Genomic DNA, 13,419 nt, shown 5'->3' on the forward strand with positions numbered 1-13,419 from the left:
CTTCCTGACTACATACACAATCTTGTAGACGCCGGAGTACGGGAACTTTTTCCGAGCTGGCCGCGACCAATCGACCGACTATTCAACCCAACGCGCCGTGGGGCGTCCGAGCAGTCCACGATCTCGGGTCACCCACCGGCCGTGAAACCGTTTGTGTCCGTGACGATTTGGCAGCAGACGAGAAGGTCGGCTGCCGTAGTGGAGATTCTTGATGCACATCACAATCAGTTCCGGTCCCGGGGCGGCGGTTGAGGTCCGTGGCTTCGACCCGGCGTTGGCCAGCCGCGACGACATCGCACAAGTCCAACGGCACATCTATCAGAGCAAAGTCGTGGTGCTCAAAGAGCAGGAACTCAAACCGGCGGCGTTCGTGGAACTCGGCCGTCGTTTCGGCACCCCGCTGCCGTACTACGAGCCCATGTATCACCATCCGGAGAACGAATTGATCTTCGTATCTTCGAATTTGAAACGGAACGAAGGTCAGATCGGCGTCCCGAAAACCGGCGGATTCTGGCATGCTGACTATCAATTCATGCCGGTGCCGTTCGCCATTACAGTGTTCTACCCGCAGCTACTGCCCTCGACGACCAGGGGCACCCGTTTCATCAACATGGCGACCGCCTACCAGCGGCTGAGCCCGCAGCTCAAAGAGGCGATCAACGGGACGTTCTCCAACCACAGCGCCCGTCGTTACGTCAAAATCCGGCCGTCGGATGTGTACCGGCCGATCGGTGACGTGTTGGCCGACATCGAACGCGTGACACCGCCCAGACGCTGGCCAACCGTTCTGACCCACCCGGTTACAGGCGAACAAATCCTTTATCTATCAGAAGCATTCACCTTCGAGATCGAGGACGCCGACGGAGACGCGCTACCGCGGACCCTTCTCGACCAGCTGCTCACCGAGTCCGGTCAGCTCGACAGCACGTACGAGCACCCGAACATCTTTGTGCAGACCTACGAGCCCGGTGATGTTGTGCTGTGGGACAACCGGACCCTGATCCACCGTGCCCTGCACAACCCGACCAACGAACCGACCGAGTCCTACCGCATCACCCTGACCGACGAACACCCGCTGAGCAGTGAGGCCGCCGCATGACTCGACCATTCCGAACAACCCTCATCGACGACCTCCACGACGATGCCGCATTGCTCGACCGCGCCATGGCTCCCTATGCGAGCAAGGACACCATCTACCTGAAGAATGCGGCGGCGGAGCGGCGCGGCGACATCGTCGTCGGCACAGGCGATCTCGGCTTCCAGCAGTCGTGCTACATCGAGGAGACCGGGCATTTCAACGCCGTCGAATTCATCATCTCTTACAACCAGCTCTTCTACTACACGCTCGCGGCCTCCGTGCGTGACGGCCTGATCCCCGAACTCTCGAACTGGGATCTGGCCGACTACTGGGAGCGGCAGTTGCCCTCGGTGCTGATCAGCAAGTTGGCCACCCGTTTCCGGCAACCGATCAACTCTCGGGCCTACCGCGGTGTCCTGACGATCACCGATATCGAGTTCCGCGAGCGCTCGCGGCCGCTGATCGCGCTGCAGACCGCCGTCGAGTTCTCCGACGACGGAATCGGCAGCGCCCTCGGCGACGTCGAGATCGCACTGATCAACCTGCCATCCAAACCCAGGTGATAACAAGGGAATTCGATCTCGTCAGAAGACTCGACCAGCACGCGACGCTTGATGGCGGCAGGGTGGCCCTGATCTTCGCAACCGAGCACATCACGTTCACCGAACTCGCACAGCGCTCACTGGCGGTGGCCCGAGCGTTGGCGGCAGCGGGCGTCGGGACGGGAGATCGGGTGGTCCATATGGCCACCGACACTCCGGCGCTCTATGAGTTGCTGTATGGATGCGCGCGCATCGGGGCCGTACTGGTGCCGGTGAATTGGCGGTTGGCCACCGACGAGTTGGACTTCGTCATCGAGCACTCAGGGGCACGTGTGCTGGTCACCGACCGGGTCGACGTGACGGCCGAAACCATCGTCCAGTTGGACGATTTCGCACGATGGCGCGAAAGCACCATCGCTGCGGTGCTACCGGATCCCGCCATCGACCGGAACACGCCGGTGGTGCAGATGTACACCAGCGGCACCACCGGGCGGCCCAAAGGTGTTGTGCTTGCCCATCGCACCTTCAACGCGGTGCGCGAATTGCTTGACCGCGCCAAACTCGATTGGCTCGACTGGCGGCCAGACGACATCAGCCTGGTCGCCCTGCCCGCCTTCCACATCGGCGGCATGTGGTGGGCCACACAGGCACTCAACTGCGGTATCGCGAGTGTGGTGATCCCCCGTTTCACCGCGAAGGGTGCGGCCGCAGCGGTCCGGGACAACGGTGTGACGCTCACCTGCTTCGTCCCTGCCATGCTCCTGATGCTGTTGTCCGAATCCGGAGTCGCCGCGTCCGATCTGGCCACGCTGCGCAAGATCGCGTACGGCGGTTCTCCGATCGGTCCCGACCTGCTGTCGCGCGCGATCGACATCATCGGATGCGAATTCGCCCAGATTTACGGCCTGACCGAGACCGGGAACACCGCCGTGTGCCTTCCCCCCGATCAACATCGGCCCGGCCAGGCTCGGCTGCACGCCGCAGGAAGGCCGTATCCCGGCGTGGATGTGGCCATCCGGGACAGCGAAGGAAACGACCTGCCCAGTGGAGTCTCCGGCGAGGTGTACCTGCGTAGCCCGGCCCAGATGCTGGAGTACTTCGCCGATCCCGCGGAGACCGCGAACACTATCGTCGACGGCTGGATACGCACGGGCGACGCAGGTTACGTCGACGACGGATTCCTGGTGATCCGCGACCGCGTCAAAGATCTCATCATCGTCTCAGGGGAGAACGTCTATCCGGCCGAAGTGGAGAAAGCCATCAATTCGCACCCTGGCGTGCACGACAGCGCGGTGGTGGGGGTGCCGGATGATCGGCGCGGCGAATGTGTCCACGCGTTCATCGTCACCAAACCCGAGTCCCTACTCGCCGACAACGAGTTGTCCGAGTTCCTCGGCCGCAGACTCGCCCGATTCAAGGTGCCTTCGCGTTATGAATTCATCGAGTCGATCCCCCGCAACCCCAGCGGAAAGATCCTGCGCCGCGAATTGCGCGAACAGTTCTGGGCGGGGCTGGACCGGCAGGTCCACTGAGGCTGGCAAGCGCCGCTGTCAACGGCTGGAGCTCACGTAGCGGTGTCACTCCCGCAGGTGCACTCGGCACCGCAGGCGCAGTTTTCACAGGTGCAGTTCGGGTTGGTACAGGTCGCCGCCTGTTGGGTTTCATTGCTGGTCATGCATGGATCCTATGCCGCCATGGCGCGTGGCGACAGGGGCCGGTACCCACTCACCAAATTTCCCCGGAGAGTCTGCGACGGCTTCTCGCTATGCGTCACCCGCAGTGGCCCAACGTTTTTCGACGCCGCTCAATTTCCAGTAGCCGACCGCCACCAGCCAGGTAGCCACGAACATCCCGACGATGATGAATCCGACATTGTTCAGATCGATGCCACTGACCCAGTCGGTGAGCGGGTTGGTCCAGCCCACGTCGTCGTGGAGCACCCCGACGAGCTCGATGGTCCCGATCAGCAGCGCCACCGCGACCGAGAGTCCGGTGATCGTGAGGTTGTAGTAGACCTTGCGGACGGGTTTTGCGAACGCCCAGTCGTAGGCCACAGTCATGAACAACCCGTCCGCGGTATCCATCACGCTCATACCTGCGGCGAACAGCACCGGCAGCGTCAGGACGGCAAACCACGGCAGACCCGCAGCGGCGCCTGTACCGGCCAGCGCCAGCAATGCCACTTCGGTCGCGGTATCGAAACCCAGGCCGAACAACACACCGACCGGGAACATTTGGATCGGGCGCTTGATGCGTCTCATCACCGGCCGCAGAATCCGGGCCAGGAAGCCGCGGTTGTTCAGCTGTTCCTCGAGACCTGCTTCGTCGAATTCGCCTCGCCGCAATCCCCGGAAAACGTGCCAGATGCCGATCAGGGCAACGATATTGATGATGCCGATCAGCCACAGGAACAACCCCGAGGCGAGCGTGCCGGCCAGACCGAGATGCTGACGAACGGGCGAATCATCACTGACCAAGCCATTGGCGATCTTCGTTGCGACGACCACCAGGACCGCCATTGCCAGCACCATCATCGAGTGCCCCATGGCAAACCAGAACCCGACTGACTTCGGTTTCGACCCATCGGCGGTCAGCTTGCGCGTGGTGTTGTCGATGGCCGCGATGTGATCGGCGTCGAAAGCGTGCCGCAGGCCGAAGGTGTACGCAGTGACACCCAGACCCACGCCGAACACCTGGGTGCCGACTTGGTAGTGGTTCGGCGCAACCAACAGCAGCAACGATCCGAACCCTATGACGTGCAACACCGCGATGGCCGCAGCCAAAGCGCTGAATTCCCGCCAGTCTTCGCGGTTCCAGGACCGCACCATACGGCGGAACACATTTCCGGAGGACTCGCCTGCTTCGGACACGGTGACCTCCTCGGGGATCACGCGTCCCCGTTGTGGGCGATGTGGGCGGACGGGTCTGACTCTCACCCATGCGGCAGGCCGGCACGGATGATCACAGTGGCGCGACCGCACCGGACTCACACCGGTTTCCGCGCCGCCTACGACAACAGATGCGCACCGTACCAGCCCGAACTGTCTTCTGCCAGGGCAGATTCCGGGCATCGACACCGACACGAGACCTAACCACTCGACCTGAAATGTTCTTCCTCGGCATGGGAACTCAGCTGCTCGCGCCGACGACCAATGCACAGGCAGTCTGTAGCAATTCGCCCCTTCATCGAAGGGCGGGCCGTAGGCCTACGCGAGCAGCGGGTAGCACTCCCGGACCCGATTGATCCACCAGTCCCGACGCAAGGGCGCGGCCGCCAGGCCGGCCAGCCGGTCGGGGTCCGGTGCCACCGGGCCGACGGGCAGGAACCCGTCCACGGGCGGCGGCACCTCCGCCACGTCGTGCACGAACAGCCCTCCGGTACCCAGACCGCAGGCATGCTGCAACGTCGGCAGGCAGCCGGCGGCCAGCAGCCCGCGGGTCATGCCGACCGCGGAATCCAACGCGCTCGACACCACGATCGGTATGTCGATCTGCCGGGCCACCGCCAGCAGCCGCGTCACGCCACCCAGCGGGGCCACCTTGACCACCGCGATGTCCGCCGCTCGCTCGCGTACCACGCGTAGGGGGTCCGACGCCTTGCGGATGGACTCGTCGGCCGCCACGGGCACGTCGACCAGACGCCGCAGCTCCGCCAGTTCCGGCACCGTGGCACACGGCTGTTCCAAGTACTCCAGCGGTCCCGAGGCGGTCAGCGCCCGCACCGCGTCCACCGCTTCATCCACGGTCCAGCCACCGTTGGCGTCCACACGCACCACCGGCACCAGCGCGCGGACGGCCTCGACGCGCGCCACGTCATCGGTCAACGCCTGCCCCGGCTCGGCCACCTTCACCTTGGCGGTCCGGGCCCCCGGGAAACGGGCCAACACCTCGGGCACCCGGGCCGCCTCGACCGCAGGCACGGTGGCGTTGATTGGGATCCGGTCCCGCACCGGCGCGGGCGCCGGCCGATACGCCGCCTCGATGCCGGACGCGAGCCAGTGCGCCGCCTCGGCGGGGCCGTACTCGGCGAACGCGCCGAATTCGCCCCAGCCGCACGGCCCGTCGATCAGCGCGACTTCACGAACGTCGATGCCGCGGAACCGAACCCGCATGGGCAGCGCGACGACATGCAGACGCTCCAGCAGTTCGTCCAGGGCCGGCACCATGCGTCCATCCTCTCAGTACGCGGCCCGCCGGGAGCCGGCCGCCGCGTCACACGGTGGCGCGGTCCCGGCCCTCCCAGTACGGCTTGCGGAGTTCCTTCTTGAGGATCTTGCCGGTCGGGTTGCGGGGCATGTCGTCGACGAAGTCGACGGTCTTCGGGCACTTGTAGGCGGCGAGGCGTTCGCGGGCGAAGGCGATGAGGTCGGCGTCCGATACCTCCCCCTCGAGCGTCACAACGGCTTTCACCGATTCGCCCCACTTCTCGTCGGGCACGCCGATGATCGCGACCTCGGACACTGCCGGGTGCTCGGCGAGCACGCGCTCCACCTCGATGGAGTAGATGTTCTCGCCGCCCGAGATGATCATGTCCTTGAGCCGGTCCTCGACGAAGATGTAGCCGTCGGCGTCGACACGGCCGATGTCCCCGGTGCGGAACCACCTGTCGGGCGTGATCGCCTCGGCGGTGGCGTCCGGCCGGTTCAGGTACTCCTTCATCAACGTCGGTGTGCGGAACCACAATTCGCCCTGTTCGCCGGCAGGCGCATCTTCGACGGTTTCCGGATTGACCACCCGGACCTCGGCCTCGGGTATCAGCACCCCGGCGCTGACCAACCGCTCTTCGTTGTCCGCGCGGTGGTCCTCGGGCATCAGCCGGCTGACCACACCACACACCTCGGTGAGCCCGTACACCTGGATGAACTCGGTCTCCGGCCAGGCCTGCAGGGCCTGGCGCAGCAACGGCAACGGCATCGGCGAGGCGCCGTAGGCATAGGTCTTCAACGCGCTGAACAGCTTCACCGCGTCGGGACCGGTCTCGAGCACCTTGGCCAGCACGGCCGGCACCAGGAATGTGCGGTTCGCACCGTTCAGAATGCCGCCGGCGAGCGACGCCCCGTCGGCGTCGCGCGTCATGTAGCTCGGCACCCCGTTGTGCAGCCCGTACTGCATGTACGACGAGCCACCGACGTGGAACAGCGGCATCGCCACCAGGTTCTTGTCCTCCGGGCTGCTCTCCCAGCCTTCGAAAGCGTTGATGGTGTGGGCGATCATGTTGGCCTGGGTGAGGGCGACGCCCTTGGGGCGGCCCGTGGTGCCCGAGGAGTACATGATGATGCACACGTCGTCGGGCTGGACATCAGGCGAGCGATCCACCGGAGTCGCACCGGCCAGCAGTGCCTCGTATTCGTCACCCTCGCCGCCCTCGGGCGTCACGCTGACGATGTGCTCGACGTGAGTGAGCTTGTCGGCGATCTTGTCGACCGCCGGCCGGAGTTCGGCACCGACGATGAGAACCTTTGCACCGCAGTCGTTCAGCACGAAGTCCAGCTCATCGGCGGCCAGCCGGAAGTTGATGATCGCGTTGGCGGCCCCCAGTGACGCCGCCGCCAGCGTCAGCTCGACGCAGGCCGGGTGGTTCTTGTCCAGGAACGCGACCACGTCCCCGCGTTTGATGCCCCAGGCCGACAGCGCACCCGCCAGCCGGCGCACCCGGTCGTTCCACTGCGACCAGGTCCATGTCCTGTTCAGGTAGGTGATCGCTTCGTCGTCCGGCTTGGTCGCGGCCCAGTGGGCAACACGTTCATCGAGGAATCGGGGTGCCGACAGTTCAGTCATGTCCTGAGCCTGCCACGTCTGCCGCGCGCTCAGTCGGCTTTGGCGTGAACCTGTTGTCCTGCCAGATAAGTCGCGAGCACCTCCAGGTCAGCGACGGCTTCCGGCGGCACCGAGCGCGGATCGGCCGACAGCACCACGAGGTCCGCGTACTTGCCGACCTCCAGCGAACCGACAGCGTCATCGGAGAACAGCTGCCAGGCAGCGTCGATGGTCTGGGCCCGGATGGCCGCCTCGACGGTGAGCCGTTCCTGCGGCGCCAGCACGCGCCCACTGGGGGCGATCCGGGTGGCCGCGACACTGATGTTGCGCAGCGGCTCCTCGGGTGTCACCGGCGGGTCGTTGTGCAGCGAGATCCGCATGCCGGTGGCGACGGCGGACCCGGCCGGCATCCACACGTCGCCGCGCTCGGGGCCGAACAGCCCGTCGACGAGGACGTCGCCCCAGTAGTGGATCTGGTCGACGAACACGCTGCAGGTGACCCCGAGATCATGGGCACGCCGCAGCTGCGCCGGCGTGATGGCGCCGACATGCTCGAGCCGCAGGCGATGATCCTCCCGCGGCCAGCGCTTCAGCGCCTCCTCGTAAACATCCAGGATGGTGTCGACGCCGTGATCGCCGTGCACGTGGCACGCCATCTGCCAGCCCTGCGGGAAGAACGTGTTGACGATCTCGGTGAGCTGCTCGCGGGTGTAGTTGGCGTGCCCGCACGACCCGGGCACCACGCCGATGGTACGGGTCGCGTCGGTGTCCAGATAGGGGAACGTCAGGTCGATGTTGCCGACCCACGGGGACCCGTCGACCCAGATTTTGATGCCGGTCTGCCGCACCATGTCATCGCCGTTGTCCGGCGACGCATCGGTGTGCAGGGCCGCCGTCGACATCTCGTACGTGCGCAGCCGCACGGTGAGCTTGTCGCGCATCTGCTCCAGGACCGGCCGGAACATCGGGTCGAACGCCATCTCCGAACACGTCGTCAGGCCGGCTTGGTTCAGCCGCGCGCATTCGGCGAGCAGCAGCGCCGGATAGTCGGTGGGCGTCATGACGCCGGTCACCAGCGGGAACACCGCGCCGGTCTCGATGGCGGTGCCGTCGAGCTCGCCATCGGCGTCGCGGCCGTACTTGGCGCCGTGCGGGTCGGGGGTGTCGCGGGTCAGGCCCGTGGCGCGGGCCGCCGCCGAGTTGAAGTACGCCTTGTGCCCCGAGTTGTGCACGATCACCAGCGGACCGTCGGGCGCCACCTCGTCGAGGAAGGCCAGCGTCAGCTCCGGGAGGCCCTGCTGCAGCAGCGGATCCCAGCCGTTCAGGTAGGCACCGTCGGTGCCGCGGGCGGCCACCTCGGCGTGCATCGCGGCCACGACGTCGTCGGCGTTCGGCATCGTGACGGGCCGGACGTCGACCATGCGGCCACCAAGCACCACCGCCTCCATCAATGGGTGGCCGTGCGCCTCGACGAACCCGGGCAGCACGCAGCCGGCGACCTCCCGAACCTCGGTGTCGGCGCCGATCCACGGCTGCACGTCGTCGCGGGAGCCGATGGCGACGATCCGTCCGGCGGTGACGGCGAGCGCCTCGGCGCTGGGACGTTCCGGGTCGACGGTCAGGATGTTTCCGGCGATGACGAGATCGGCTGGGCTGGCCATGAGGTGGATGCTAGGGCGTGTCCGCCGGATGGGTTTCAAGATGCGTCAATTCCACGGGCTTGACCTCAAGACTAGAACACGTTCTAGTCTTAGATCATGACCCCCGACGTCTCTTCTTCGCGCGAGCGCTCATCAGCCGAGCTGCTGCGCCATCCCCTGCATTCCGGACACTTGACCGTTGGCGCCCTCAAACGCAACAAAGACAAGCCGGTCCTGTTCCTCGGCGACACCACGCTGACCGGCGGCCAACTCGCCGACCGCATCAGCCAGTACATTCAGGCCTTCGAGGCGCTGGGTGCCGGCTCCGGCGCCAGCAGCGGTCTACTGTCCCTGAACCGGCCCGAGGTGCTGATGATCATCGGCGCCAGCCAGACGCAGGGCTACCGCCGCACGGCACTACACCCTCTCGGTTCGCTCGACGATCACGCCTACGTCCTGACCGACGCCGGCGTCACGACGCTGATCATCGACCCGACCGAGGCCTTCGTCGAACGCGCCATCGGCCTGCTCGAGAAGGTCCCCTCGCTCAAGCAGATCCTGACCATCGGCCCGGTGCCCGACGAGCTGACCGGCTCGGCGATCGATCTGGCCGCCGAAGCCGCGAAGTACGAGCCGCAGCCGCTCAAGGCCGCCGACCTGGCGCCCGATCACGTCGGCGGGCTGACCTACACCGGCGGCACCACCGGCAAGCCCAAGGGCGTCATCGGCACGACACAGTCCATCACCACCATGACGACCATCCAGCTGGCCGAATGGGAGTGGCCGGAGCACCCCCGCTTCCTGATGTGCACGCCGCTGTCGCATGCCGGCGCGGCGTTCTTCACGCCGACCATCGTCAAGGGCGGCGAGCTGATCGTGCTCAAGAAGTTCGACCCCGCTGAGGTGCTGCGGGTGATCGAGGAGCAGAAGATCACCGCCACCATGCTGGTGCCGTCGATGATCTACGCGCTCATGGATCACCCCGATTCGCACACGCGGGATCTGTCATCGCTGGAGACCGTCTACTACGGCGCCTCGGCCATGAACCCGGTGCGCCTCGCCGAGGCCATCCGCCGCTTCGGCCCGATCTTCGCGCAGTACTACGGCCAGTCCGAGGCCCCGATGGTCATCACCTACCTGGCCAAGGGCGAGCACGACGAGAGGCGGCTGACGTCCTGCGGGCGGCCGACGTTGTTCGCGCGCACGGCGCTGCTCGGCGACGACGGCCAGCCGGTCAAGCAGGGCGAGGTCGGAGAGATCTGCGTGTCCGGCCCGCTGCTGTCGGGCGGTTACTGGAACCTGGACGACGCCACCTCGGAGACTTTCCGCGACGGCTGGATGCACACCGGCGACCTGGCCCGCGAGGACGAGGACGGGTTCTGGTTCATCGTCGACCGGACCAAGGACATGATCGTCACCGGCGGCTTCAACGTGTTCCCGCGCGAGGTGGAAGACGTTGTGGCCGAACATCCTTCGATCGCCCAGGTCTGCGTCGTGGGCACCCCCGACGAGAAGTGGGGCGAGGCCGTGACGGCCGTCGTCGTGCTGCGTCCGGACGCCGACCGGTCCGACGAGGCGGTCGCGAAGATGACCGCCGAGATTCAGGCGGCCGTCAAGGAACGCAAGGGCTCGGTGCAGTCGCCGAAGCAGGTCGTCATCGTCGACGCCGTGCCGGTGACGGCGCTCGGCAAGCCCGACAAGAAGGCCGTCCGAGCGCAGTTCTGGGCCGGCTCGGAGCGCTCTGTCGGCTAGGGCGTGTCTCATAACCATTTGATGGTTGGTCTGTCAGTGTCAGGTGATGTCGAGATCGCGGGTGCTTACCGATGAGATGTGGGCGCGGATCGAGCCGTTGCTGCCGACGGCATCGCCTAAGGGTGGCAGGCCTTTTCGTGATCACCGGATGGCGGTCGAGGGAATTGTGTGGCGGTATCGCACGGGGTGCCCGTGGCGGGATCTGCCCGCGGAGTTCGGGTCGTGGAAGACGGTGTAGCGGCGCCATGACCAGTACAGCAAGGACGGTACGTGGGACGAGATTTTCGCGGTCGTGCTCACGGCTGCCGCTGATGCCGATCTGATCGACTGGGCGGTCAGTGTCGATTCGACGGTCAACCGCGCTCATCAACATGGCACGAACCTGCCGCGGGACACAGGGGGCACCGTCGAATTACAAGAATCTGGGCGTCGAGCCTGCTGACCACGGCATTGGCCGCTCTCGCGGCAGGTTGAGCACCAAGATTCATTCGTTGGTTGACGGCGCCGGTATGCCGTTGGTGGCCGTGTGCGGGCCCGGTCAGGCCGGCGATGCCCCGATGTTCCCGATCCTGCTCGGTCACCTTCGGGTCGCCAGCAGTGGCGCCGGTCGGCCGCGGACCCGCCCCGAGAGGGTGCGCGGTGACAAGGCGTATTCGTCGAAAGCAATCCGCGAGCTGTTGCGTTCTCGGGGGATCACCGCGGTGATCCCGCAGCCTGATGACCAGATTGGCCACCGCCGCCGGCGTGGTCGCGCTGGTGGCCGACCGCCGGCATTCGATGCGCAGGATTACAAGGGCCGCAACGTCGTTGAACGCCGCTTCCAGCGCTACAAACAGTGGCGGGGTATCGCCACCCGCTACGACAAGCATAACCTCAACTACCGCGGCGGCGTCATCCTGCACGCCATCATCGCCTGGCTCAAACGGTTATGAGACACGCCCTAGTTCGCCGGAGGGATGCGATTCGCCGCGGCCCGGCCTGCGTCGGTGAGGTTGAGCCAGATCTTGTACTCCCAATCCTCCGGGTGCGCCCACTGCCCGATGATCCGGGCGGCAAGCTGCTCCATCACGACATTGGTGCCGCCGAGCCACGCCAGGAACCCGGGGCCGTCCGGGCCGGGCAAGTCGCCAACCTCAACGAACCCGGCTGCCAACAATGACCTGATGGCGTCGAGGAACAGCTGCGGTCGGTCGGCCGGGACAGTGACGAGCGCGCGTCGATTCAGGCAACCACGCACATCGGCCAGCGATATCCCGCCGGCGCGGCCGCACGCCAGGATGTCGCGGCGCAGCAGGTCCTCATCGATGCCGCGTGCTAGCTCGCGACCCCGCTCGGTCGAAGTTGCCTCGGCGGTGCCTCTGTCGGTGAGATCGAACCAGAACCGGAACGCCCATCGCGCGGTGTCGTACTGCTCGACGTACGTGCTGCGGATATTCGCCACGGTCTGCTCGAGCGGCTCGTCGAATGGTGCGAACTTACCGTCCGACGTGTCCAGGCCACCAGCGACGAACAGGCCGTTGACCACCATCGCCCGCAGGGTGTTGACCACCAGCTCTCGGCGCTGCTCCTCGGGCAGCTCAGGAAACCCCGTCGAGGCAATCGAATTGGCCTCTGCCAGGCTGACCCAGTCAGCCAGCCCGGCGTATAGCAGTTCCTCACGCAGCCGACGCGCGGGGTCCGAGTTGTCCATGTCCACGACGGTGGATTCCTCTCGTCTCATTCTCATTCCATCGGAATCAGGTCGATCCTCGGTCAAGTTGGGCTTCATCAGCCACCGCCGCTAGGCACCGGAGCGGCAGGGAATTTGATGTTGCCACCGTCCACGGGGTCCAGATGTAGCTTGATGACTCCGCCATCAGGGATGTTCAAGTCCACGGTGGTGCCCTCCTTCTTGCTCTGCCCCACCCGGACCTCGGTTCCGTCGGGCAGTCGGTACTCGGAACCTTGCCCGCCCCGGTACGGCGGATCGCTCTGGAACTTGGTCCCGTGTTGGGCGACCCAGTCCTCGAACTGCTTGAGCTGCTCAGGATCGCGCACCACCCGTACCCGATCGCTCCTGCCGGGCGGCAGGTCCTTGATCGCGTCTTGGACGGTCTTCGCCGTCGGAGCCTCCCGCGCACTTTGCGGAGCCTCCCGCGCAGCCTGCGGAGCCTCACTCGCCTCCCGCATGCCGCCGCCTTCTTCGCCTTGGCCGGGTAGCACGTGGGCGCCGGTTTCGGGGTCTACACCGTCGGGCGGCGTACCGCCGGGGTGCATGACTACGGGCGCATGATGGTGCAACGGACTGGCGTGTCAATCGCTAGCGGCGTGTCGGACAGCTAACAATGAAGCGCGTCGCGGCGCGTCCAAGCATCTACAACCCACCTGCTAAAACAGGAACGCGACGCGCTCGAACGCAACACAGGGACACTATTTTGGCAAATGCGTCAGCGGCACTGGTCTCCTGCGATGCGCTCCAGCCGCTCGGTGCGCAACTCTGCGTGCAGGCCACCGATGTCCCCGGCCGGTCTCTGCTTGAAGCCTTCGGCGATCAGGGCGCCCAGACTGTGCGGAGGCGTCTCGTACTGCGGCCCCGAGGAGCTGCCAAGCGTCTCCCGGTAACCGCCGCCGTTGTTGCGGCTAGGTCGCAAGTAGTCGCGTTTCTCCCGCC

The 13,419-nt window shown here is 65.8% G+C and carries 11 protein-coding genes and 1 pseudogene; 5 read left to right on the forward strand and 7 right to left on the reverse strand.

The features are described 5' to 3' along the window. Positions 1–211 precede the first annotated feature (211 nt). From scoE to ACX12F_RS23970, 3 genes are all read left to right on the forward strand, one after another. Positions 212–1,099, forward strand: coding sequence for a (3R)-3-[(carboxymethyl)amino]fatty acid oxygenase/decarboxylase (gene scoE, locus ACX12F_RS23960; protein WP_459366776.1), 888 nt, complete (start codon positions 212–214; stop codon positions 1,097–1,099). After that, positions 1,096–1,641, forward strand: a complete 546-nt coding sequence (locus tag ACX12F_RS23965; RefSeq protein WP_459366777.1) for an FcoT family thioesterase — start codon at positions 1,096–1,098, stop codon at positions 1,639–1,641. Before scoE ends, ACX12F_RS23965 begins: the two co-directional genes overlap by 4 nt. A 62-nt stretch (positions 1,642–1,703) precedes the next feature. Continuing rightward, entirely contained in the window at positions 1,704–3,152 is a 1,449-nt protein-coding gene (locus ACX12F_RS23970) for an AMP-binding protein (RefSeq protein ID WP_459366778.1), read from the forward strand. A gap of 231 nt (positions 3,153–3,383) precedes the next feature. Here ACX12F_RS23970 and nicT read toward each other — a convergent pair whose 3' ends face one another. From nicT to ACX12F_RS23990, 4 genes are all read right to left on the reverse strand, one after another. Further along, on the reverse strand, positions 3,384–4,448 hold the full coding sequence (gene nicT, locus ACX12F_RS23975; RefSeq protein ID WP_459370484.1) for a Nickel transporter NicT: 1,065 nt from the start codon (positions 4,446–4,448) through the stop codon (positions 3,384–3,386). 378 nt (positions 4,449–4,826) lie between these two features. Then, complete coding sequence (locus tag ACX12F_RS23980; protein WP_459366779.1) at positions 4,827–5,786, reverse strand: o-succinylbenzoate synthase; 960 nt, start codon at positions 5,784–5,786, stop codon at positions 4,827–4,829. A gap of 46 nt (positions 5,787–5,832) precedes the next feature. Continuing rightward, the gene (locus ACX12F_RS23985) at positions 5,833–7,398 is read right to left on the reverse strand and encodes a long-chain-fatty-acid--CoA ligase (protein WP_459366780.1); all 1,566 of its coding nucleotides are present in this window, start codon (positions 7,396–7,398) and stop codon (positions 5,833–5,835) included. 29 nt (positions 7,399–7,427) lie between these two features. Next, entirely contained in the window at positions 7,428–9,038 is a 1,611-nt protein-coding gene (locus ACX12F_RS23990; RefSeq protein WP_459366781.1) for an amidohydrolase, read from the reverse strand. Between the two features lie 96 nt (positions 9,039–9,134). Between ACX12F_RS23990 and fadD8 the strand changes: the two genes are divergently transcribed. Both fadD8 and ACX12F_RS24000 read left to right on the forward strand, forming a co-directional pair. Further along, the gene (gene fadD8, locus ACX12F_RS23995; RefSeq protein ID WP_459366782.1) at positions 9,135–10,769 is read left to right on the forward strand and encodes a fatty-acid--CoA ligase FadD8; all 1,635 of its coding nucleotides are present in this window, start codon (positions 9,135–9,137) and stop codon (positions 10,767–10,769) included. Between the two features lie 46 nt (positions 10,770–10,815). Then, positions 10,816–11,701: pseudogene (locus tag ACX12F_RS24000) on the forward strand (IS5 family transposase). Positions 11,702–11,709: 8 nt separating this feature from the next. On the opposite strand, the gene ACX12F_RS24005 reads toward ACX12F_RS24000, so the two are convergent. From ACX12F_RS24005 to ACX12F_RS24015, 3 genes are all read right to left on the reverse strand, one after another. Next, positions 11,710–12,489, reverse strand: coding sequence for a hypothetical protein (locus tag ACX12F_RS24005; protein WP_459366783.1), 780 nt, complete (start codon positions 12,487–12,489; stop codon positions 11,710–11,712). A 47-nt stretch (positions 12,490–12,536) separates the two neighbouring features. Continuing rightward, positions 12,537–13,025 (reverse strand): hypothetical protein, encoded by a 489-nt coding sequence (locus ACX12F_RS24010; protein WP_459366784.1) that lies wholly within the window; start codon positions 13,023–13,025, stop codon positions 12,537–12,539. 170 nt (positions 13,026–13,195) lie between these two features. Beyond that, the gene (locus ACX12F_RS24015) at positions 13,196–13,399 is read right to left on the reverse strand and encodes a hypothetical protein (RefSeq protein WP_459366785.1); all 204 of its coding nucleotides are present in this window, start codon (positions 13,397–13,399) and stop codon (positions 13,196–13,198) included. Positions 13,400–13,419 lie beyond the last annotated feature (20 nt).

The organism is Mycolicibacterium sp. HS_4_1 (genome assembly GCF_054515875.1).

Coding starts and splice junctions, on each gene's coding strand:
- scoE (WP_459366776.1), top strand. CDS start 212: ATGCACATCACAATCAGTTCCGGTCCCGGGGCGGCGGTTGAGGTCCGT.
- ACX12F_RS23965 (WP_459366777.1), top strand. CDS start 1,096: ATGACTCGACCATTCCGAACAACCCTCATCGACGACCTCCACGACGAT.
- ACX12F_RS24010 (WP_459366784.1), bottom strand. CDS start 13,025: ATGCACCCCGGCGGTACGCCGCCCGACGGTGTAGACCCCGAAACCGGC.
- ACX12F_RS23985 (WP_459366780.1), bottom strand. CDS start 7,398: ATGACTGAACTGTCGGCACCCCGATTCCTCGATGAACGTGTTGCCCAC.
- fadD8 (WP_459366782.1), top strand. CDS start 9,135: ATGACCCCCGACGTCTCTTCTTCGCGCGAGCGCTCATCAGCCGAGCTG.
- ACX12F_RS24005 (WP_459366783.1), bottom strand. CDS start 12,489: ATGAGACGAGAGGAATCCACCGTCGTGGACATGGACAACTCGGACCCC.
- ACX12F_RS23990 (WP_459366781.1), bottom strand. CDS start 9,038: ATGGCCAGCCCAGCCGATCTCGTCATCGCCGGAAACATCCTGACCGTC.
- nicT (WP_459370484.1), bottom strand. CDS start 4,448: ATGGTGCGGTCCTGGAACCGCGAAGACTGGCGGGAATTCAGCGCTTTG.
- ACX12F_RS23980 (WP_459366779.1), bottom strand. CDS start 5,786: ATGGTGCCGGCCCTGGACGAACTGCTGGAGCGTCTGCATGTCGTCGCG.